This window comes from Spirosoma validum (assembly GCF_014699035.1).
Lineage (GTDB): Bacteria > Bacteroidota > Bacteroidia > Cytophagales > Spirosomataceae > Spirosoma > Spirosoma validum.
Genome location: NZ_JACXAA010000011.1, coordinates 136,038 through 158,979, shown reverse-complemented (window position 1 = coordinate 158,979; position 22,942 = coordinate 136,038). Strand labels below are relative to the sequence as shown.

General features: G+C 48.8%; 20 protein-coding genes. 10 read left to right on the top strand and 10 right to left on the bottom strand.

Features of this window, described 5'->3' with window-relative positions:
• Positions 1-121: 121 nt before the first annotated feature.
• Both IC230_RS25155 and IC230_RS25150 read left to right on the top strand, forming a co-directional pair.
• Complete coding sequence (locus IC230_RS25155) at positions 122-1,585, top strand: DUF1800 domain-containing protein (protein ID WP_191041830.1); 1,464 nt, start codon at positions 122-124, stop codon at positions 1,583-1,585.
• 98 nt (positions 1,586-1,683) lie between these two features.
• Entirely contained in the window at positions 1,684-2,895 is a 1,212-nt protein-coding gene (locus IC230_RS25150; protein WP_191041829.1) for a DUF1501 domain-containing protein, read from the top strand.
• Positions 2,896-2,898: 3 nt separating this feature from the next.
• On the opposite strand, the gene IC230_RS25145 is transcribed toward IC230_RS25150, so the two are convergent.
• Positions 2,899-3,825 carry an Rpn family recombination-promoting nuclease/putative transposase gene (locus tag IC230_RS25145; protein ID WP_191041828.1) on the bottom strand — a complete coding sequence of 309 codons (927 nt, stop codon included), beginning with the start codon at positions 3,823-3,825 and terminating at the stop codon, positions 2,899-2,901.
• A gap of 148 nt (positions 3,826-3,973) precedes the next feature.
• On the opposite strand from IC230_RS25145, the gene purE reads away from it, so the two are divergent.
• Positions 3,974-4,459 (top strand): 5-(carboxyamino)imidazole ribonucleotide mutase, encoded by a 486-nt coding sequence (purE, locus tag IC230_RS25140; protein ID WP_191041827.1) that lies wholly within the window; start codon positions 3,974-3,976, stop codon positions 4,457-4,459.
• A 76-nt stretch (positions 4,460-4,535) separates the two neighbouring features.
• Complete coding sequence (locus IC230_RS25135) at positions 4,536-5,381, top strand: LysM peptidoglycan-binding domain-containing protein (protein WP_191041826.1); 846 nt, start codon at positions 4,536-4,538, stop codon at positions 5,379-5,381.
• Between the two features lie 99 nt (positions 5,382-5,480).
• On the opposite strand, the gene IC230_RS25130 is transcribed toward IC230_RS25135, so the two are convergent.
• Complete coding sequence (locus IC230_RS25130; RefSeq protein WP_191041825.1) at positions 5,481-6,344, bottom strand: DUF481 domain-containing protein; 864 nt, start codon at positions 6,342-6,344, stop codon at positions 5,481-5,483.
• A gap of 95 nt (positions 6,345-6,439) precedes the next feature.
• Here IC230_RS25130 and IC230_RS25125 point away from each other — a divergent pair, with 95 nt between their 5' ends.
• The 3 genes from IC230_RS25125 to IC230_RS25115 all read left to right on the top strand — a co-directional run bounded on the left by IC230_RS25125 (position 6,440) and on the right by IC230_RS25115 (position 10,034).
• Complete coding sequence (locus tag IC230_RS25125; RefSeq protein WP_191041824.1) at positions 6,440-7,405, top strand: Gfo/Idh/MocA family protein; 966 nt, start codon at positions 6,440-6,442, stop codon at positions 7,403-7,405.
• A gap of 113 nt (positions 7,406-7,518) precedes the next feature.
• Positions 7,519-8,688 (top strand): AIR synthase related protein, encoded by a 1,170-nt coding sequence (locus IC230_RS25120; RefSeq protein ID WP_191041823.1) that lies wholly within the window; start codon positions 7,519-7,521, stop codon positions 8,686-8,688.
• Between the two features lie 65 nt (positions 8,689-8,753).
• Entirely contained in the window at positions 8,754-10,034 is a 1,281-nt protein-coding gene (locus IC230_RS25115; RefSeq protein ID WP_223860833.1) for a T9SS type A sorting domain-containing protein, read from the top strand.
• Between the two features lie 229 nt (positions 10,035-10,263).
• Here the strand turns inward: IC230_RS25115 and IC230_RS25110 are convergent, their stop codons facing one another.
• The 5 genes from IC230_RS25110 to IC230_RS25090 form a co-directional block, all read right to left on the bottom strand.
• Complete coding sequence (locus tag IC230_RS25110; RefSeq protein WP_191041822.1) at positions 10,264-13,335, bottom strand: efflux RND transporter permease subunit; 3,072 nt, start codon at positions 13,333-13,335, stop codon at positions 10,264-10,266.
• A gap of 63 nt (positions 13,336-13,398) precedes the next feature.
• Positions 13,399-14,454: an efflux RND transporter periplasmic adaptor subunit gene (locus IC230_RS25105; RefSeq protein ID WP_191041821.1), complete on the bottom strand. Its 1,056-nt coding sequence runs from the start codon at positions 14,452-14,454 to the stop codon at positions 13,399-13,401.
• A 2-nt stretch (positions 14,455-14,456) separates the two neighbouring features.
• The gene (locus IC230_RS25100; protein WP_191041820.1) at positions 14,457-14,885 is read right to left on the bottom strand and encodes a DUF3995 domain-containing protein; all 429 of its coding nucleotides are present in this window, start codon (positions 14,883-14,885) and stop codon (positions 14,457-14,459) included.
• A 34-nt stretch (positions 14,886-14,919) separates the two neighbouring features.
• Positions 14,920-16,302, bottom strand: a complete 1,383-nt coding sequence (locus tag IC230_RS25095) for a TolC family protein (protein WP_191041819.1) — start codon at positions 16,300-16,302, stop codon at positions 14,920-14,922.
• A 47-nt stretch (positions 16,303-16,349) separates the two neighbouring features.
• On the bottom strand, positions 16,350-16,967 hold the full coding sequence (locus tag IC230_RS25090; RefSeq protein ID WP_191041818.1) for a TetR/AcrR family transcriptional regulator: 618 nt from the start codon (positions 16,965-16,967) through the stop codon (positions 16,350-16,352).
• A gap of 759 nt (positions 16,968-17,726) precedes the next feature.
• Here IC230_RS25090 and IC230_RS25085 point away from each other — a divergent pair.
• From IC230_RS25085 to IC230_RS25075, 3 genes are all read left to right on the top strand, one after another.
• Positions 17,727-18,167, top strand: a complete 441-nt coding sequence (locus IC230_RS25085; protein ID WP_191041817.1) for a DUF4395 domain-containing protein — start codon at positions 17,727-17,729, stop codon at positions 18,165-18,167.
• A 73-nt stretch (positions 18,168-18,240) separates the two neighbouring features.
• Positions 18,241-18,792 (top strand): carboxymuconolactone decarboxylase family protein, encoded by a 552-nt coding sequence (locus tag IC230_RS25080; RefSeq protein WP_191041816.1) that lies wholly within the window; start codon positions 18,241-18,243, stop codon positions 18,790-18,792.
• Positions 18,785-19,588, top strand: coding sequence for a mycofactocin-coupled SDR family oxidoreductase (locus IC230_RS25075; protein ID WP_191041815.1), 804 nt, complete (start codon positions 18,785-18,787; stop codon positions 19,586-19,588). Before IC230_RS25080 ends, IC230_RS25075 begins: the two co-directional genes overlap by 8 nt.
• Before the next feature lie 5 nt (positions 19,589-19,593).
• Here IC230_RS25075 and IC230_RS25070 read toward each other — a convergent pair whose 3' ends face one another.
• Genes IC230_RS25070 through IC230_RS25060 form a run of 3 tightly spaced genes read right to left on the bottom strand, consistent with a single transcriptional unit; the run spans position 19,594 to position 22,933 of the window.
• Positions 19,594-21,063 (bottom strand): phytoene desaturase family protein, encoded by a 1,470-nt coding sequence (locus IC230_RS25070; RefSeq protein ID WP_191041814.1) that lies wholly within the window; start codon positions 21,061-21,063, stop codon positions 19,594-19,596.
• 3 nt (positions 21,064-21,066) lie between these two features.
• Positions 21,067-22,341: a sulfite dehydrogenase gene (gene soxC / locus IC230_RS25065; RefSeq protein WP_191041813.1), complete on the bottom strand. Its 1,275-nt coding sequence runs from the start codon at positions 22,339-22,341 to the stop codon at positions 21,067-21,069.
• A 1-nt stretch (position 22,342) separates the two neighbouring features.
• Entirely contained in the window at positions 22,343-22,933 is a 591-nt protein-coding gene (locus tag IC230_RS25060; protein ID WP_191041812.1) for a c-type cytochrome, read from the bottom strand.
• Between the last annotated feature and the right edge of the window lie 9 nt (positions 22,934-22,942).

Genomic DNA, 22,942 nt, shown 5'->3' with positions numbered 1-22,942 from the left:
GCGGTGGTCACTGTTGCGTTGCCAATCGACGTTAAATAAGTTTAATCTGTTTTTTAACAGTGAGTTATTAAACCTTCTGTTTCAGAAATAATCCCACTAGTCTATAGATTCTCTTTCACGTATGGATAGTTTCCTGAAGCAAGCGGCTGATATTGACCGCTTACGATATCTGTATAGTCGAGCTGCTTTCGGTGCTACACCAGCCGAACTGGAAGAAATGGCTCGCAAACCCTTGCGAAAAGTGGTGCGTCAACTCGTCAGGGAAAGTGATACAATGGTTGATCTGAACGTAGTTGAACCCGACGAAAATAAGTCGAAAAAGCAATTAAAAGGTCTCGTGCGTGACGGGCAGCTCGATCGGGAGATGCTCAAGGAGCGTATTCGTGAAAATGCCGAACGAGTGCGCGACCTCAATCTGCAATGGCTCGATCGAATGGCTACGGGTAAGGCGGCTCTGCGCGAAAAAATGGCGTTGTTCTGGCACGGTCATTTTGCTTGTCGAACTCAGGGCCGTAATCCTTTATTTACCCAGCAATACGCGAATACGCTCCGGCAGAACGCCCTGGGACGCTTCGGTGATCTGCTGATGGCGGTATCGAAAGAACCAGCAATGCTTCAATTTCTGAACAATCAGCAGAACCGGAAAAATGCGCCGAACGAAAATTTTGCCCGCGAGGTGATGGAGTTGTTCACGTTGGGGCGCGGCAACTACTCTGAACACGATATTAAGGAAGCAGCCCGGGCTTTTACGGGATGGCAATTCACCCCCGAAGGTCAGTTTATCTTCCGGGAGCGGGTTCACGATGAGGTCGAGAAAACTATTTTCGGTAAAACGGGGGCTTTCAAAGGTGAGGACGTCATCGCCATGCTTCTCGAAAAGAAACAGACGGCCCACTTTATTACGTCAAAAATCTACCGCTTCTTCGTCGCGGACGGCCCAGTCAATGAAACAGAGGACAAAAAACGGGTTGATGATCTAGCCGAGCAGTTTTATAAAAGCAGTTACGATATCACTGATTTGATGGAGACTATCTTTACGGCTGATTGGTTCTACGATCCAAAAAACAGGGGAGCGCATATCAAATCCCCCGTAGAATTGCTGGCGAATCTACGCCATACGCTCGGTGTTCAGTTCGACCAGCCACAGCCACAAATTTTCGTGCAGCGAACGTTAGGGCAACTGCTTTTCTACCCACCAAACGTAGCGGGCTGGCCAGGCGGCAAAAACTGGATCGACTCGTCGAGTCTGTTGTTTCGGATGCAATTACCTAACTACGTATTAAAAGCTGCCGACGTGACCGTAAGGCCCAAAGATGAGGGCGACGTGAACACACAACTTCTGGCCAGAAAGGGAAACAATAAATTCCGAACGACCGTCGATTGGACCAGTTTTGAAGCAGCGTTCACGAAAACATCCGACGCTGAATTAACCGACGCGATTGCCGTTACGTTGCTGCCTTTTCCGCTACGTGCGGATCAACGAACCTTGCTTAAAAAACAAACTAAGCCAGGACAGACTCGTTCCGAACGCATCCAGACTTTAACGGCAGCTATGATGAGTCTGCCCGAGTATCAATTAACCTAAGAAGGAAAAGGAGAAGGGAAGAAAGGGAGCATGAATATACTAACTGGATTACCACTCCTTTTCCTCCTCTTGCCTTGTCTTCCTTTCCCATTTTTATTATGAACCGTAGAGACTTCCTCAAACAATCGGCTTTGACAACGGCGGGAACGATGCTGATTCCGCATTTTCTGAAAGCCTATGAACGGCAAACGTTGGGACAGGGAGTAGCCCCAACTGGCAAAATTCTGGTCATTGTACAGCTATCGGGCGGGAACGACGGCCTGAATACGGTTATCCCATATCGGAACGATATCTACTACCGCGAGCGGCCAACTATTGCCATCCGTCCCGAAAAAGTCCTGTCGTTAACTGACGAAATTGGGTTGCACCCATCGATGCAGCCCTTAAAAGCGCTGTATGACGACGGGCTGGTTACGGTTATCAATAACGTAGGTTACCCCAATCCTGACCGCTCGCACTTCCGTTCCATGGACATTTGGCAAACTGCCAGCGATTCGGACAACTACCTCAATACGGGTTGGGTAGGGCGCTATCTGGATGCTGCCTGTTCGGGTAAGTCTCAACAACCGTTTCGTACGATTGAAGTGGACGATACGTTGAGCCTGGCTATGAAAGGGAATAATCTGAATGGACTAGCTGTACTGGATCCCAGGAAATTGTATAATCAAACACGCAGTGGTTTGGTAACGGGTTTAAGCAGAGAACACAGCACGGATCATCATGAGCCGGAGTCTGTAGCGTATCTGTACAAAACATTGGCGGAAACCGTATCGTCGGCGGAATACGTATTCGATAAAGCGAAAGTAGCCAGTACATCTACGACCTATCCGGGTCATGAACTGGGAAATCGGCTGAAAATCGTCTCGCAACTGATTCAGTCAGGGGTTGGCACCAGTGTTTACTACGTATCCATTAGTGGTTTCGATACGCATATCAATCAACCAGGCCAGCAGGAACGATTATTGGGGCAATATGCCGAAGCCGTTGGCGCGTTCATGACTGATTTGAAAGCCGCTGGGCGTCAGAATGACGTACTGCTCATGACATTCTCAGAATTTGGTCGGCGCGTAAAGCAGAATGCCAGTAACGGTACCGACCACGGCACAGCTAACAACGTGTTCCTGATTGGGGGAGGATTACCATCCAAACGAGTGCTGAACGAGGCTCCAAACCTGACTAACTTAACGGATGGAGATCTTACATACTCCGTAGATTTTCGACAAATCTACGCGACACTCCTGCACGATTACCTGGGTGCTGATGACGTAGCGATTCTAGGCCGGAAATTCGACGGCGTGAAGATTGTGTGATGGCTAAACGAGACCTGATTTAATCTTTTGAATCAGATCATTTACGTTGGTCAACGGAATATCCAGGGCTGCTGCAATAGTTTTAGCGTCCATGTTCAGTTTTAACATGCTTTTTATCGCTCTAACTGTTGCTAGTTCAACACCCTGTTCAATTCCCTTTTCTAGCCCCTCGTTGATTAAACGTTCTGCGGTTGTCATGGCTACGGCACCAGTTTGGATTGAAATTTTACGAAAAATAGTCACTACCTGATCCTTTGTCAAGTTTGTCGTCCAGTAAACGTAGATAAAGGTGGTTTCGATAAAAGCTCGTCCAACGGAGTCCTGAGTGAGGTGATCGAAGACCTGGTTAAATCGCTTAAAAATCCGTAAAAGGCGTTGCTGATGGCGGCTATTTTGAAGGAGTAGAGCTGTCAGGCGAGCATAATCGGTTTTGAAAGCCGATAATCGTTGATCATTTATGGTGTTGAGATCGATGAGAACGTAATCGAAGGATGGAACAAATGCAGCCAATGTATTGTCCAACTTGCCGAAATAATTGATGACGGGTTGTTTCTTCCAACGGCGCTCTCCATGATAAACTATAATTGGGATAACCGGTATTAGTGGATGCTTCGCTTTGATCTGAGTAGTCCAGTAGTTTAGCAGATACTGATTGAGTTGAAAATGCGGGAAGTCCTCGATATAACTTTTGTGTTCCAGCAGCAGGGCAATCTGAATCTGTTGGGAACCGTAGTTGATCGAGAATAATAAATCAACGAAGTATTCGCTCAGTTGTGAATCAAGATACGAATCTGACTCACGGACTAGTGAATCAAAATGAAATTTCTGAACGATTTCTGATGGCAGAAATACCTGAATAAAGTCGGTCAAAACATCAAAACGAGAAAACGTTTCTTTGAAAAATTTGTCGTGAGGCTTCTCCAGTGGCATAGATCGATGAATACGCCTGATTAAGACTACGCAATCTGATTTTGGTATCAACAGGCTTGTTATGCACGAATAAAATTTCGCCACAACGGTGCGTGATTGTCCCTGATTCTCCGTTATTTCGCAGAGAAGTCAATTTATATTCCGCCGAATGGTAGGTATTATTATGGGTAGCCTCTCCGACCGAAAGGTGATGCAGGAGGCCGCCGACATTCTGACCGAACTAGGGGTAGCGTGGGAGATGGATATTGTGTCAGCTCACCGTACCCCCGAAAAGATGGTCGACTATGCAAAAACGGCCCGCAATCGTGGGTTGCGAGTCATTATCGCCGGTGCTGGTGGAGCCGCTCATCTGCCAGGTATGGTAGCCTCACTAACAACGCTGCCCGTCATCGGTGTCCCGGTTAAATCCAGTAATTCAATGGACGGCTGGGATTCTGTCTTATCGATTCTGCAAATGCCTGCTGGCGTACCGGTGGCGACCATGGCGCTCGATGGAGCACGTAACGCCGGAATTTTAGCCGCGCAGATCGTTGGTACGTCTGACGCCGAAGTTGCTCGTCAACTGGCGCAGTTTAAAGAAAATTTAAAGGAGAAAGTAGCCGATATGAGCCGCCAGTTGATGGATAATGAGTAATTGGACCGCTACGTAGTAAAATACCCTTGTTACCCTGCCTGTCCTTTAGCATCCACCAGTTATTGATCATTAAAAAATGGAAACAGATAACCAACCCACCAATTCCCGACAGACCGGAAATTCCAGTTTGCCAGCCATTACGCTGGTTGCGTTGGTAGGTCTGATTGTCGCTTTGCTTTACATTGGCTACAGCTATGTTACCGATGATACCGACGGCTCGGATGAACTGACGAACGTATCCCTTGACACAACTTCACAACAACCGATTGTGCAGAATGAGCCCGAGATGCTGATGGCTCCGCAGGAGGCCGATACGTCGTCGCAGCCTGCTCCCGTCGACCTTTCTCAGGCGACACCGCCCGCTGATGCCCCTGAAGCGAATGCGCAAGCCGAAGAAGTGGCTGAAGATAACCGCGAAACAACCGACGGTAAACCTGCCCCGACTGAAAAGCCAGCTGTTGTGAAACCGAAAGCCGAGGAAAAGCCAAAGGTCGAGGAAAAGAAAGTAGAAAAACCAAAGGAAGAAAAGAAGGTAGAGAAACCGAAAGAGGAAAAGCCGAAGACGGAGGTAGCGGCTGTAAAGCCAGACATGACCCGGCCAAAGATTAAGCCTGGGGGCGTTGGCAGTACGTATACGGTCGGAACCGGAGAAACCTTCTACAGCGTAGCGAATCGGTATAATATGAAACTAAGTACGTTGAAAGCCCTCAACCCAGACGTAGCCGAAAGTAACGTAAAGGCAGGATCACAACTCAAGGTGAAAGCGATGGCTGTGCATACGGTTGGGCCAGGTGACGTATTACGGGTGGTGGCTCAGAAATATGGCGTGAGTAAAGAAGCGATCATGCGCGCCAACAAAAAAAGCAAAGACATCGCTAATCGAGGGGAAAAACTGATCATTCCTTATCCCAATAGACAATAGGAAGAGGAGAGGGAGTAAAGGGACGAAAGGGAGAAAGGAATGAGGCTTAAATTACCCTTAGTCCTTTTCTCCCTTTCGTCCTTCTACTCCCTCTCCTCCTTATTTCTTCTCATACACCAATCCGATTGTAAACCGGAAATCATTGTTTTGGCGACCGGGCACTACCAGACTCTCGTACGCGTTGGCAACGGTTGAGCGTAAACTCGTAGCCGATGTTAATTTTACCTGAAGGCTCACACTAGCATTCCACCGAACATTATACTGGCCTAGAGCCGGTTGGTAAAATGCCGTGTGCGTGACCGTAAACCGATCTTTACCGAACGTATATTCACCGTAGAGTCGGGCGGAGTTTCGGAAAATATTGATGTCGTTCGTTAGCTCAAGGAAATCCGTATATTCCTGCATCAATACGTCGGTAATCGAAATATAAGCTCGTTTTTGATTCAGGAGTTTGTAGCCCGCACCGGCAGCAGCCGTCCAGCGGTGGTTGATCTGGCGTAGGTTGCTACGTTCGTATGAGCCAAAAGCCAGATAGTACAAACGCTTCTCATACCGATACGTCGTTCGGAGATCGCCAAACCACTCGCGTTCGGCCAGAATACCACTTTGGCGACCGTACACAAACGATGGATTGCTCGATAGTTTAAAATAGTTACTCAGTTGATAATCGACGGCACTTGTCAATTGCAGAAGCGAGCGGTTCACGTTGCCCGCTGTAAACGTACCATCGGCCGTGAAGCGATAGCGAACGATGCGGGTTACAGACTTTACTTGTTTGATGGTATCGATTTTAGGCTGAACAGCCGCCGTTTTTGTTGAGTCGGTTTTGCTGGTTTTTACGGAATCTGGTAAAGAAGGACGTAATGGGTCTGTCTGCTCAACAATCTGAGCTACAGCGGTATGGGCGATAAGAATACAGATGAAGAGAAGACATAACTGAGCGTATTTCACAGAAAGAGGCATTGATGAAGGCGCAACTTAGAAAAAAAAGATACATTTGACGACTGACCAAACGGTCAATTTATCGAATAGCCTCTCAATCACATTAATCCTTCACCATGACTCGCTGGGGAATTCTAGGACCGGGCCGTATTGCCCACAAATTTGTACAGGACCTGCTCACACTACCGGATGCGCAGCTCTATGCTGTGGCTTCGTCCAGCCAGGAGCGCGCTGATGAATTCGCCCGGGAATACAATATTCCTCATGCTTTCGGAGCCTACGAAGACCTGCTAATCCTACCCGATCTGGACGTCGTGTATGTGGCTACACCCCATGTAAAACACCATGAAAACGTACTGATGCTGCTCAACGGTGGAATAGGCGTTCTAGGAGAAAAACCGTTTGCGATGAATGGGGAGCAGGTTCGTGAGATGGTAGAAACGGCACGAGCAAAGCAGGTCTTTCTGATGGAAGCCTTATGGAGCCGATTCATGCCGGGGATTAAGCATGCATTGGAGTTGACACAATCGGGTGCTATCGGCAAGGTCGTATCCGTAAAAGCGGACTTTGGTTTTAGAGCCCCTTTTTTGCCCGATAAACGGTTATTCAACAAAGACTTAGGCGGTGGATCATTGCTCGATATCGGTATTTATCCCCTGTTTTTATCGTATCTGATTCTGGGTAAACCCACGTCAATTAAAGCATCAGCTACTTTCGGGGAAACGGGTGTCGACGAGCAGTGTGGTATGGTGCTAACGTATGCCGATGGCCAGCTCGCGTTTCTGGATAGTACGTTACTGGCGAAGACCGATTGCATTGGCATCATTCAGGGCGAAACCGGACAAATTCGAATTCACAGTCGCTTTCACGAAACGACGGCAGTAACGCTCCAGCCAGAGGACCAGGAGGCCACTACGTTTACATTTGACCGGCAGACGCATGGCTATGATTATGAAGCGCAGCATGTCATGCAATGCTTAGCCGAAGGACGTAACGAAAGCCCTCTCTGGTCGCTTGACGACAGTTTGAATTTGATGGCGTTGCTGGATGGCGTTCGCGCCGAAGCGGGAATTGAGTATTGAAGGAGGAAGGGGAAGAAAGGGAGGATAGGAGAAAACGGATGGTAGAATACGTTTTTCTTTTCCCCTTTCTTCCCTCTCTTCCCCTTCCTCCCTTTTCTCCTTACCTTTGCCGTATGACTGACCGTTATGCCCAGCGCGGAGTTTCCGCCAGTAAAGAGGACGTTCACAACGCCATTGCCCAGCTCGATAAGGGCCTTTTTCCTAAAGCATTCTGTAAAATTGTTCCCGATACGTTAGCCGGTGATCCAGATTTCTGTACCATCATGCATGCCGATGGAGCCGGGACAAAATCATCGTTAGCCTATTTGTATTGGCGCGAAACGGGCGATCTGAGTGTCTGGCGGGGAATTGCCCAGGATGCTGTTGTGATGAATACTGACGATCTAATTTGCGTCGGCGCTACTGGCCCGATGCTGCTGTCATCTACCATTGGACGTAATAAAAATCTGATTCCGGGCGAGGTGATTGCAGAAATCATCAATGGGACAGAAGAGGTGTTGCAGATGCTACGCGATCATGGCATCGAGATTTACAGCACAGGTGGCGAAACTGCCGACGTGGGCGATTTAGTACGTACTGTTATTGTTGATAGTACAGTTATTGCCCGAATGCGACGCGATCAGGTAATCAGTAACGATCGCATTCAGTCGGGAGATGTAATTGTCGGGTTAGCTTCGTTTGGACAGTCAACTTACGAAACAACCTACAACGGAGGAATGGGCAGTAACGGCTTAACTTCGGCTCGCCATGACGTATTAGCCCATTATTTAGCTGACAAATATCCAGAGAGCTTCGATCCCGCTATTGATAAGTCGCTTATTTATAGCGGTGGAAAACAATTGACGGATACCATACCATCGATCCCTGATAATACTACGGTCGGTCAGCTGATTCTTTCACCAACGCGAACCTATGCGCCTGTCGCAAAGGTATTGTTAGATGAACTGCACGCACAAATTCACGGGATGGTACACTGCTCCGGTGGCGCACAAACGAAAGTGCTTCATTTTGTTGATAACCTGCACATTGTCAAAGATCATCTGTTCCCCATTCCGCCATTGTTCCGGTTGATCCAACAGGAGAGTGGTACGAGCTGGCAGGAGATGTATAAAGTCTTCAACATGGGGCATCGGCTGGAAATTTATTTATCAGCAAGCCATGCCCAACGCGTAATCGACATCGCGAATTCGTTCGGTATCGACGCCCAGATTATTGGACACGTTGAAGCGTACGAAGGCAAACGAGTGACTATTCAGAGTGAAGTGGGTACTTTTATTTATTGAGCGACTGAATGACTTTCTGAAAAGAATGATGTCGAAAAGGATATTCATCCTAACGATACCTTCTTATGGAGAAAGTTTACAAGATTTGCACCCTGTTGCTTTTAAGTGCAGTGGGCAAGGTCAACGGACAAACAACTTATTTTGAACAGAATTTTTCGGCAGGTGGAACGCCTTCTTCTTACGTTAGTTCTACGCCCAATAACAATCAAGTCAATGGCTTAGCCGGATTAAGCGCTACGATTACCAATAATGCTGTTCAATTCACAAGACCAACCGATAGCGGCACAGGATATATATCCCGTTCCTCAAATTTTTCCGGTACTCCTACGTCGCTGCATGTACAGTTCAGCTTTGAAGCTATATCGAACGACCCAGCCGTAACTGCAACAAGTGCCGTCATGTTTTACGTAGGCAGTGGATTTAGTTCTGGTCCGACAAATCCCAATAATGGTGATACGTATGCCCGACTTGGTATCGCCTTATCACCCGCCGGTTCGGGTCAATTTCAAGTTCGTACGGTCCCAAGTGGTGGGGGAGGTACTACGAGTGCTTCCTTTTCTGGTCGTCAGACTATTACATTTGCCATGAACAATTCGGGTGCCACACTCAATTATGTGTCACCTACTGGCTCAATGGAAACCTTACCGGATGATACCTATGATATATGGATTGGTACAATAAAGTTTGCTAATGACCAATCCGTCCTAACACCTGGCCAGACGATCAACAACTTCAAATTCAGGATCAACGATGGTGTGGGTGTGATGCAGATAGGTGATATACGTATCAGGGACATTAACGGGGTTCTACCGGTTACGCTTCTTTCATTCACCGCGAAACCCGAAGGCGACCGCGTTCAACTGGCCTGGTCAACAACTATGGAACGAAATGCCGATCGTTTCGTCATCGAACGTAGTGCTGATTTAAGCGAGTATGTAGAAGTAGGTGAAGTTATCGCCAAAGGCACCACCGATGAGCGGCAAAATTATGGCCTGACGGATCTAAATCCTCAGCCGGGAGTCAACTATTATCGCCTGAAACAAATTGATCTCGATGGAACCGTTCACGAGTACAAACCTATCTCGGCTATACTAAAGGCTGATGAACCCGTTGTAACCCTATTCCCGAATCCAGCTAATCCTGACCGAATTCATTTGCGGCTCTGGAATGCCGATAGCGCCGTAATTCAACTGTTCGATGCAATGGGACAGCCGGTCAATCTGCGTCTGGAACGGCAGCCGGGTTCGGCCGATCTACTATTTAACCACCCCCTGACTCCGGGAATATATTGGATCAACGTACAAATGAATGGTCAGAAACAGACGATTAAAGTGCTGATTCGATGAGAATAAAACAGTCAGCAATTGTTGATCAATGATTGTATGCTGCTTTATTCTTACAAAAGAGTTTGAGCTAGGTCATTCAGTCCGTTTCGTGGAGTCAGATTCTTCAATCTGACTCGGTGAGGTTTCATAAAACCGAACCATCAAGAACCATTCGGTTTTATGAATCGCAACGGCAAACCGTCCTCACAGGGCAGGTTTGAGAACCTGCCCTCACGAAATCAAACAACTTCTAGGCAAGTTCCGGCTCTCTTGTTGGAACAGCCTTTATCTCTACGCGAGGTGGGAGTAATTTGTAAAGTACGGGTGTAACGACACGAGATAACAACGTACTGGAAATCAGCCCACCGATAAGTACCCAGGCTAGTGGTGAGTAGAGTGGGTTGCCTTCAATGGCTAGCGGAATCAGCCCGCCAATGGCCGTTAGTGAGGTGAGTACAATCGGCACAAATCGAATTTCGCCCGCTTCCTGAATGGCGTCGATCAGCGACATTCCCTCTTCACGTAAATGATTGGTAAAATCCACCAGCAGAATCGAGTTTTTGACTTCAATACCAATCAGGGCAATCAACCCAATCACCGCTACGAAAGAGAATGGATTTCCGGTGAAATACAGCGCCAGTACAGCCCCGATAACACCTAACGGAATGACGGATAGCACGATCAGCGTACTTTTGAACGTACCGAATTCCAGAACCAGCACAGCTATGAATCCAAAAATGGTAACGAGAATAATCGTAGTCAACCCACCGAATGATTTCTCCCGGCTTTCCAATTCGCCTGCAGCTTTGTAGCTGAATCCATTCGGAAATTTCATCCTGCCTAACTTCGATAGTACGTCGTTGAACACATTATCGACCAGATACCCCGTTTTCACAAAACCAGTGATCATGACGTACCGGTCTTTGTCGTAGTGGCGAATCTGATTCATGTTGCTTTCAAATTCCAGATCTGCAATCTGTCGTAAGGGTACAGCTGAACCAGTTAACGTATTGACGTAGAGGTCGCTAAGGACACGCTGGTCAGCTGTTTTTCCTTTTGGCAAGGTTACGTTAATGGTGTAATCATCGCCGTTCGGTTCTTTAAACGTTCCTACGTTCAGACCCGCAATGGCCAGTCGGATCGTTCGGTTTACGTCGGCGACTGAAATGCCTAAGAGCCCAGCTTTTTCCTTGTTGATACGGACCCGCAGATCCGTTTTCTGATTCGCGAGTGGATTGTTTACGTAAATCAGGCCGGGTGTTTGTTTAAAAGCGGTTTCTACCCGAGCTGCCATCACTTTTAACGTATCAAGGTTTTCGCCGAATACCCGAACCGCTACGGGCGCATCCTGGTCGGGGCCTTGCTCAAAGTCTTTTACTTCAATTTTAGCGTTCGGGTAATACTTAAATCGCTCGCGCAGTTTGTCAATCAGCACTCGTTTATCCGCCGGTTCTATGTCAACCAACTGTACATAAAACTGGGCATAATTCGGCGATTCATTACGTTGGATGATGTTGTAGTAAATCCGAGGCTGTCCACGACCTACGTTCGTGGTGATGTATTTGACGTCAGGTTCCCGTTTTAGTGCACCTTCAACGTAGCGAGCGACACGGTCGGTTTCGGACAGACTGGTTCCATCGGGCGTTTCGATGTTAATTAGAAACTGAGGTTTTTCAGACGATGGAAACAAGGCAAAACCAACGATCTTAAACATGTATAATGCTCCTGTAAACAATACACCTGCGAAAAGCAACGTGACGACCGGATGACGGAGTCCCCAGTGCAGCAGGCGACTGTAAGAGCCACTGATAATTCGCTTCAGTGCGCGCATGAAAATATTGCCTTCGGGATTGTGCTCTTCCCGCAGAATCCGGCTTGAGAGAAAGGGCACAATCGTCAGCGAGACGAGTAACGACGCCAGAATCGTCGTCACAACGGCCATCGGTAGTGAGCGGATAAAATCGCCGGAGGCTTCTGGTAGGAAAAGAAGGGGTAAAAAGGCCAAAATCAACGTAGTGGTACAGCCAATAACGGCCAGAGTAATCTGACTGGTTGCTTTGATCGCAGCCTCGCGCTTTGAGTAACCTTCGCGGAGATAGCGCTCGATGTTTTCGACAACCACAATGGAGTCATCTACCAGAATCCCCAGGGCAACAATCAGGCCGACAATACTTAACTGATTGATACTGAAGCCCAGAAAATCGAGCCCGGCCAGACCAATTGCCAGGGATAAGGGAATCGAGATCATAACGACTACCGCAGCCCGGAAACCAAGCGGGAGTAGCGTGAGTGAAACGAGCAAAATGGCCAGCGCAAAATCCTGTAGAAAATGATCGAGCCGTTTATTGACGCTAACCGTCTGGTCAAAGTTTTTAACCAGCGAGATATGGGGCGGTAATGTTTTGGCAAACCGATCAATGATCGGATTCAGCTGCTCGCCCACCTTAGCAATGTTTTCGCCGATTTTCTGTCCAGCGGTTACGAGCACCGCCCTATGCCCGTTCAGGCGGGTGATGTGGGATTCATCTTCATAGTTAAAACCAACATCCGCTACGTCGCGCAGGTAAATGATCTTCTGCCCGTTGGTCGATACAATGGTGTTACGTATCTCGTCCAGGGACTGGTAATCACCCGCCGTTTTAACGTTAAACTTCCGTGTTCCAGCCTGAATACTTCCGCCGGGGATATTCAGATTCTCAGCCTGTAATGCGCCAATTAGTCGATTAACAGCTACCCCATTCTGAGCCATCCGCTCAATGTTGAGTGAGATTCGCACCGTCGACGCCGGATAACCCCAATTTTCAGCGTTTTTCAGGCTTTTTATTTTCTCAAATTCCTTCTTTAGTTTATCTGCATACGCACCCAATTCTTTGGACGAAGCGACTTCGGAAAGTAGGGCAACCTGGACAATATTTACGTCAGTCGGCGAAAATTTCTTGATGGAGATTCGATAAATATCGGTTGGGAGTTCGGCTTTCAGCGCGTTTACTTCCCGAATGACTTCCTGGTATTTTTCATCAGGATCGACGCCGTAATCGTAATCGAGCCGGAACACCGCCAGACCATCGTCAACGTTTGTAATGACGTGGCCCATGTTTTCAAGGGCATTGAAGCGCGCTTCGCCCGGATCGACAACCAGCTTCTCCATGTCGAGCGCATCGGTGCCCGGATAAATGACAGCTACGGCAAAGCTGGGTGCCGTAAATTCAGGATCTTCGCTCCGAGGCATGTTCAGGAGCGAGTTGATGCCAAGGGCCGCTACGCCCAGAAACAGCACCAGCATAAACTGCCAGTTTTTGACGGAAAATTCGGATAAATTCATAGGCTTTCTATTCACAGAGATGACAAAGAGGTTGAGCCTTCTGCGTTCTCCGTGTTTAAAGGGTTATTTCACAACTACACGCGCTTCTTCCGTGAGGAAAGCTGACCCCGCCGTCACTACGTCTTTTACACCCGATAATCCATTGGCCAGCAAAACCTTGTCGCCATCCAGGAAGCCAATCTGAACGGGCAGTTTGCGGACGTGCTTCCGATCTTCGGCCAGTACGTAGACAAAGCCTTCTTTGCCATTTCCCTCAACAATGGATTCTACCGGTACAAGGGTGTAACTTCGGCTCTGCGTCGGAACGAGCGTTACTTTGGCGAATAAGCCAGGCGCAAACCTGGCTGAGCCTGGATTGATACGGACCTCTACTTCGTATAGCTTGTTAACAGGATCAGCAGCCTGGGCCAGTTCGCTGATAGTGCCATTAAACGTTTGGCCAGGGTAGGCTTCAAGCATAATGCTGGCGCGGTTACCCAGACGCAGCCGCGCCCAGTCTTTGTCGGATACGCCTACCCGCACGACCCAGTCGCTCCGCCGATTCGACGAAATCTGGTAAACTGAAGCGCCCGGCGATATGTATTCTCCCGCGTTGGCAACTTTACGGGTTACGGTACCGTCGACGGTCGAGTGGATTTGGGCGTAACTGCGGTTGAACTGTGCGATGGTCAGATTTTGCTTGGCTACGTTCGTGCCGGTAGTTGCATTCTGGAGCTGCTCAAGTGTTGCCGCTGTATCGGCGTAGAGACTTTTTACGCGGCCCAGATCGCGGTCCGCCTTCTCGTTAGCCAGTTGCGCCTGACTTACCTGTGCATTGATTTCGGTTAGGTCGAGCGTAGCCAATAACTGGCCTTTACGAACTGACTGGCCTTCTTCGACAAACATGCGATCGACAATGCCACCAACTTTGAAGGACAGCCTTGCTTCCTGCGCTGAAGAAACCAGCCCAGAGGCTACGACGGGTTCTGCCCGTACGACCGTACTAATGGGCGACAGTTTAACAGGTACGATCGTTTCATCGGCCGATTCAATTGTCGCTGTTGTTTTTTCGGCTTTGCTGCCGCACGCCCATACGGTAATGAGCAGTGAAAATGATAATAGAATAGAAAATGCTTTCATGGCTATGACAGGAAAGAAATGAGCAGGAGGGTGTTGAAACTAAGTAGCAGACACAACGGGGAATAAAATTTCGTATCTAATTCGGCAAACCGACTGGTGCGTATTCGCTTAAAAAAACCGACGTAGTAAAAGTCGCCGACAGCACGTAAGAGGAAAATGCCGGTTAACAGCCAAAGACCGTAGTGATTTAACCAGTCAGGCATCCATGAATCGGCTATTGGAAAACGACCAATACGAGCTAAATAAAATAGAGCCATACCCGCAAAAATGATTGCCACATTAAACGTAGCAAATCGTCCTGGCTGAAACGCTTTTGTACCATTGCGCTCGGGTAAAGCAGCCTGGAGCCCCCAATGACCACCTAATCCCCAGTAAAAATGGATACCGCTGATTGACAGCAAGATGATTGAGTTAATAAAGGCCGGTATCATTAGCTCAGTGGGATAATTTATCATAGGACATACTTCATTGACTGACTGCCACGGCGCGATCCAGCGCAGCTCGTTTTACGAGTATATCCATACGGGCGAGCGAGTGCTGGATTTGGGCTGTTAACCGGTCGTTCTGGTAGCGTAAAAACTCGATCAGCAAGGATTGACCATTACGATATTTACTATCGATGACGCGGAACGTTTGGTCTGCATTTAAGACCCCACTTTGCGTCGCAGCCAAGCTTTCAGTCGCTGCGTCGAGATCATAATACGCTTGCAAGACCTGTAGCTGAATCTGCCGCTGCACTTCGGTAAGCCTTGTTTGCAGCACATCTGTCTGAATTTTAGCCTGCTGGATCTTTGAGCGCTTTTCGTAGCCCCGGAACAAATCCCACTGCAAACCAAACTGCCCTACTACGTATGCCTGGTTTTGAAAAGTATAACCGAACCCCTGAAAGCCTGTGTTGGCGCCGACATAAACGTTAGGGATTTTGGCATTGGCTTCGTTCAGCTTCACGGCCGTTCGGGCAGCGTCCAGCGAGCCATTCAACTGAGCCAACTCCTGCCGACCACGTAACGCGGTCTGTTGCAGATCGGCGAGGCTTTCTTTCGATTCCGGCAGGATTTTTGTAAGCAGTGAATCGACTTCGACAGGCGCGGTTAATTCGCGATTGAGGAGAAAATTGAAATAAGCGCGGGCCGTTTCCCGATTTTTTTCTGCAACGGCAAGCTGCTGATCTACTTTGCTGACTTCGTATCGGGCAGACGTTACGACCTCTTTCGTCGCTGTATTGTTAGCGACTAGTTTTTCGTTTAAGCGGGTCAACTGATTCAGTACGTTACGTGAATTCTCGAAGATCCGAATCGCGTCGAGCGTTTGCAGATATTGGTAATAGGCCGTTGAAATGGTATACCGAAGTTCGTTCTGGACAACACGCCTACGCGCTTCCTGGGCCGAGAGTAATTGTTTCTGAATAAGGTAATTGTACTGAATATCTGTGTTGAATAAAGCGTATTGAACCGTGAATTTTGTGTCGTGAAAGTTGTTTGGAGCCAGTAGCTCATTCACGTTAGGGATATTGGTTGGAAACCGTTCCGCACCGATGATCTGATTAAGGGTTCTATACGCCGGATTGAGTAAATCGCCCACCGGAAATTCCAGCCGACGCCCGCCTGCTGCCAGCGAATAAGTCGGGTTGAAAGCAATACGTGGATAAAACAGCGACTTCGCCTGATTGACCGATTCACTTACCCGACTAATTTCCAGTGATTCCTGTCGTAGGGCAAGATTACTGGCTAACCCTTCGCGAATGTAATTCTCCAGAATAAGTGATGGACCTGATGGCGATGGTTGTGCCCATGCGGATAAGGGCAATCCCACTAGTAGTAAAAGAAAATATCTGGCTATAGGTATCATAACCGTGTATTAGTTAATGAACACTGTTTAGTATACGGATAAAAAAATTACAAGCCCTTTTTTATCGTATTTAGAAATAAGTTAAATGTCTCATCCACAAGTGTTTTAACATGTTCTTCGCCAAACATGCTGAGTCGTCTACGCAGATGCAAAGCAGCTAAGCCATGAACTGAACTCCATATCATTAGGGCGGCCTGCTCGGCGTCAGGGTGTTTGATCGTGCCTGTATCAATGCATGCCTGTACAATCTGTTGGAGTATGCTGAAAGCGCGGTCGCCATCATCCCAAATGTCTTCACGGCACTCAAGCGCATCAATTGGGGCAGTCATAATAAACATCAGGTCGTATAGCTCAGGGTTCTCAAAAGCGAAACGTAGGTAAAGCCGTCCCATCTCAATGAGTTTATCCATAGGCTGCTCAATTTGTTCGATGGGAGCGAACTCCTCAATCATCTTCGTGAACGCCGTTTGGTGTAGAGCAAAAAAGAGCTCGTTTTTGTCCTTGTAATACAGATAGATTGTGGCCGGGCTGTATTCTATTTCATCGGCAATATTGCGGATGCTAACCTTGTCGAATCCATTCTCTAAAAACAACTTTCGGGCAGCGTCAAGAATTAACTTCCGCATTTCTTCCCGCTCCCGCTCTTTCCGCTCTACGATTCCCATCACCTATTTGTTATCGATGCAAACTTAATGAACAGTGTTTAGTAAACAATAGTTGTTCATTATTTTTTCAGAAGATTTACTGGTAACTGCGGTGAATGCTCAGATCATCTGTTAGATGATTTACGTCTTCGCCACCAGAAAGAGTGCGAGAAAGAGAGGTTTGGTTGAGTAGGGACGCACTCTGTAATCATGGAATTTTATGGGAGCTGAAGCAATTGATCAGTAGCATAGTCCAATGTCCCGATAGGAGAGTAGGTATACGATTGATAGTCATTTTCTGACATTTTCCTTGGAGAACTAAAATTTGCTAATAATCTTTGTAATTCTATAGCACTTGTAGGGAATAAGGTCGTCAAGTAAAGTCAGCTAGCTGGCTTATTTCTTTACTAAATAAATCTATTTAGTAGATAGATTATAAATAGTTATATGGCTGATTTCATTTCCTTTTATTGGTGCACATGATTTATCTGGCTCATGTCAATTACAAACAGTTTAGCTTGCCAACTACTTACTAAGCGCTTTTACGCCATTTTCTAGTTGAACTTTCTGAACAACTGTACAATGATAGTAGAGATGGTAAATGAAGTAGGGGAATTTCGGAGAGTAATTATTAAAGACCACCAACCTGTTGGGCTCTACAGCCCTTTGTAACTGGCGAGCTGGCTCCTTTTTTCGCCTGACTTTTCGGAGATTACTCAGTTAGATGAACTTCTTAACGGCTTGCCAGAGCAAGTACATACTTAATCAAACGAAAAAACGATGGATTCGAATCTCATATGTCCCGTTGATGGGGTACAGATTAATGAAGTAAAAGTGCGCCTGATTGCCGGATTTGTCTTGCTTACGACCCTGCTGTTTCTGCTGACAGGCTGGCTCCTGCTGCCTATACTGCTACTGGTTGATTTTAGCTTACGGAGTTTCAATCTGGGGAAGTACAGTCCGTTTGGGAACGGAGCAGACTGGCTCGTAAAAACAGTTCGATTGCCCTATAAAGCGACCGATCAGGCACCGAAACGATTTGCCGCCCGCATAGGTTTGTGCTTCAGTCTGCTGATTTTAGGCCTTCATCTGGCTCACGTATCGACTCTGTTTCCGGCTGCTATTCTAGCCGGTTTCGCGGCCCTCGAATCTCTGGTGGGGATTTGCGCGGGCTGCTATGTCTACACTCTCTATGTGCGCCTGTTTTCCAGAGCGGCTTAACTTGAGAGTTGTCCGGCTCGGTGTAAATGCCCTGTTCCCAAACGTATTATTCATTGACTGATCAATCAACACAATGCCACGGATAGCTCCACTTATTGAGGCCAAGGATTCTGCCGACCTGAAAGCGGCCTGGGCTCATCATATCGATACGTACCCTGGTTCGCGCATTACCAACATGAAAGCAACGCTGAGTCACTCGCCCTTAGCGTTCAACGTGTATATGCAATGGTATCCGCTGTATGAGGAGGTAAAAAAAATAGTTGGTGAACGGACAGCGTATCTGTTTGCGCATGCCATTTCTCAGGCGAGTGATTGCCCACTCTGCACGACCTTTTTTCGAAAAATTATAATCGAGCACGGGGAACGACCGGAGGACTTACATCTGACAAAGGCTGAGCAAGAGCTGCTCGCGTTTGGAGCGGCTATAGTCAGCAATCGGGGAGAGGTGTCCGATGCTCTGTACGAGCCCATTCATCAGGTGTATTCGGACGATGAGATTGTGCTGCTGGTTGCGTTTGCCGGACAGATGATTGCGACCAATCTGTTTAATAACGTACTGGACGTAACGATTGATGATTACCTGACTCCTTACAAACCGTTAACCCAATCAGCAACTCATGCCTAAACTAGTCGGAAAAGTCGCATTCATTACGGGCGCTGCCCACGGGCAAGGCCGGGCGGTGGCACTTGCTCTGGCAAAAGAGGGGGCCAGCATTGTTGCCTTTGACGTAGCGAAACCACTGAGCTATCCGGGGTATACACTCGGTTCTGAATCTGAGCTTACGTCGTTACAGCAGGAGATTGAATCCCTCGACGCCTGGTGTCTAACCATAACCGGAGACGTACGAAATGACCAGGATATCAGCTACGCTGTCGAACGAGCAATCAGCAACTTTGGCCGTATCGATATTCTATTCAACAACGCGGGTATTTGTGCCTATGGACTGGCACATGAACTTGCCGAAGAAGCGTGGGATGCGATGATCGACATCAACCTGAAAGGTCCCTGGTTGATAGCCCGACGTATTATCCCAGTGATGATCCGGCAACATGGGGGCGTTATTATTAACAATTCTTCAATTGCGGGGCTTCGGGGAATGAACCGACTGAGCCATTATGCGGCCTCCAAATGGGGTTTGGTGGGCTTGACCAAGTCCTGGGCAATCGAGCTGGCTCCGCATAACATTCGGGTGAACTCGATTCACCCCACCGGGGTCAACACGCCGATGAACGACGGGCTGGCCGAACTGGAAGGTGCAACCACGCAGGAAATCGCCGAGCGGTCGGCAGGCAATCTGCTTCCAGTTCCCTGGGTAGAGCCGGAGGACGTATCAGCAATGGTGCTTTATTTGGTTTCAGACGAGGCTCGCTACATCACCGGATCGCAGTTTGTTCTGGATGCTGGCTTGCTGACCAGGTAGTTATGTCATTTAGTTTGGCTAAGGTGTGCAGCAGGCCGATCCGGAATTGCTATACCGAATCCCTGGCGAAGAGCCACGCGAGCCGCATGGTAACCACACATGCCGTGAACCCCACCGCCTGGTGGTGTAGAGGAAGAGCAAATAAAAATTCCGGGTGCTGAGGTTTCGTACGGCGACAGGGTTATGACCGGGCGAGTGTAAAGTTGGGTAATGTCGAGGATACCGCCATTGATATCACCGCCAACGTAGTTGGGATTATAGTGTTCCAATTGAACCGTATTCAACGTGTGTCGGGCCAGAATACGGTCGCGGAAGCCCGGTGCAAATCGTTCAACCTGCTGCTCAATCGCATCGGTACGGTCCAGCGTTGACCCATTCGGTACGTGGCAGTACGCCCAGGCCGTATGTTTTCCTTCGGGGGCACGGGTAGTGTCGAATAAGCTCTGCTGCGCCAGTAGAACGAAGGGCCGGTCGGGGTGTTTTCCGGATGAGGACATTTGCTCCGTCTGAACCATCTCTTCGAACGTACCACCAAGATGCACGGTACCCGCCTGTCGACATTCAGGGGCGGTAAACGGAATGGGGCCATCCAGTGCCCAATCGATTTTAAAGACGCCCATCCCATATCGATACCGTTCCAGCTGCGTGCGATAAATCGTTGAAAAGCGGTCTCCAGCGATACGTAGCAATTGTTTCGGTGTAAGATCGAACAGCACAACGCGCGACGAAGGAATGTCTTTAAGTAATTGAACCGGTCGGTTCGTCTCGACAATTCCCTCCAGCGAGCGGAAATAGGAAGTCAACGCCTGCGCAATCGCCTGAGAGCCGCCCTTTGGGATTGGCCAGCCGTACCGATGACCGGCCGTCATGAGCACCAGCGCAATAGCTGACGTTGTGAGATTGGTTAATGGCTGAATAGCGTGGGCAGCCATGCCTCCCAGTAAGCCGCGGGCTTCGGTAGTCTGGAAGCGTTTAACCAGTTGCGTAATGGGCAAAAGTGCATCCAACCCAAAGCGAGCCAGATCGATCGGATGTTTAGGAAAACGCAGAGGTCCCAATATGTCAGGTGCCAGGTTCGGCCAGCGCTGCACTAACCCTTCAAAAAGGTTCAGATACGCCTGGTTGTCCAGCCCGAGTGACGCTGCCGTTTCGGCTAGGGAGGATGTTAACGCAGCAGCCTTCCCCGTATCGAATGGATGAGCGCACAAGATCGGCGGGTTAATGTATTCCAGACCATGTTCGGCTAGAGGCAGTGTCTGAAAAAAAGGCGAACCGAGAGCCATCGGATGGATAGCCGAGCAAACATCGTGCGTAAAACCCGGTAGCGTCAACTCCGCTGACCGTAAACCTCCACCAATGGTTTCTTTAGCCTCCAGTACGAGTACGGATAATCCGGCTTGTTGAAGCGTAATGGCGGCACTCAAGCCGTTCGGGCCTGAGCCAACTACTACTGCATCAAATTCTGTTTTCGCCATGTCTCAGGGTTCGGGTTTAAATAACACCGAACCATCTGACTTAATTCGCCAGGCCGTGATCGGATTGAAATGATAGCTGATGGTGTCGCCACGGGCCGCAAATAGTTGATTCAGGGTAGGCTGAAGATAACCCGTCTCGTCGGTCACGCGGCTCAGAATCTCCGTTTCAACTCCGTTCCAATTCCATACGTAGCGGAAGGCCGTGTGGGCTTTATCCAGAATCGGTTCCTGAAGCGTAGCCAATTGCCAGGATTTCCCCGCATCCGTGCTGACCTCTACCCGCGCTACTTTACCGCGACCGCTCCAGGCAATCCCCCGAATTTCGATCCAGCCTTTTTCAACCGTTTTCGGATAAGCCGGGAACGTAATGATCGACCGGGCATCGATATCGAAACTGAATTGTCGGTACTTGCCCGGGCCGTCGCTCCGGCGCACCGGTTCGGCGCCTTTGATTGGTTCGGTATATTTTGAGGTTTCTTCGCGGGTCATAAACGGCTGATCCGACAGCTCGATTCGACGTAGCCATTTCACAGACGTATTGCCCTCCCAGCCGGGCAGAAACAAGCGTACCGGATAGCCTTGCTCAGGACGTAGCGCTTCACCATTCTGGGCGTAGGCTACAATCGCATCGTCCCAGCCTTTTTTTACCGGAATGCTACGGGTCATAACAGCCGCATCGGACCCTTCGGCCAGAAACCACGTAGCGTTTGATTTAACGCCTGCTTCCCGGAAAAGCGTCGAGAGCTTGACCCCCGTCCACTCGCTTTGGCTGGTTAATCCACAAATGTCCTGGGGACTCATGGTTTCTTTGCCACTACGAAAATTACCCGAGCACTCCAGAAAAGCAATTCGCGAAACCGATGGAAAACGTTTTAGGTCCTCTACGGTAAACACCAGAGGCTTATCGACCAGCCCGTGGATCAATAATTCGTGTTTGGCGGGATCAATGGCCGGTACGCCCGCGTGGTGGCGTTCAAAATGCAGATCGGATGGCGTAATGATCCCGTAAAAATCCTGCAACGGCGACCGTGACGAAATATCGGACGGTTTTTTGACCACTTTTTCGAACGCAGAGCGGGTTCCAACTTCACCGGCCAACGTACCGATTTGTTTCGTTGGATCATCGGGGAGTAGTTCGCTGATCGATACGCCTTGCTGAATCGTTTTGCCCGATGCCGTCTGAACAAGCGCGACAACTGCTGTGGCCGCGCCCCCAAGCATCGCCCGGCGGGACAAGCGACCTGTAATCTGCTCCAGTTGAATGCGTTTTTTCGTCATTTTACTTGATTTCGGAGCCGCCTTTGCGATCGTCCGGAACGAACAGTTTCTGCGCAGGCATCACCACACGGGGAAGCGTCTGCGCATTGATGACGGTTTTTTCGTCGATGATGCCATTCGCCTGTAACAAGTACGCCGTCAGGTGATAGACTTCGTCATTGGTGAGTGAACCCGGCTGGCTAAACGGCATCGCCCGGCGAATATAATCGAACACGGTGGTGGCATACGGCCAGTAATTACCAATGGTTTTTTCGGGCCGTTTTCTACCCGGATTAGTCGTAGTCACCAGTGAACCGTTCGGGCCATCTACGCCCCCGGTACCGTGACAGGCCGCACATTTGGCCGCAAAAATCTGCTTGCCAGTGAGAACCTGTCCCTCACCAGCGGGTAAGCCTTTTCCATCCGGTCGTACGTCAATATCGAGCCGGGCGATTTCGGCTGCTGTAGCCGGTCTCCCGAATCCAAAATGAGTCGGCAACGTATCAACTTTGGCTATAGGCGAAGTCCGTCTATCTTCACCTATTGTCTGAAAACGGCTAGTCAACATCACCAACAAGAAGGCACCCGGAAGCCAGAGACTGTATAAGTTCATGCTGTAAAA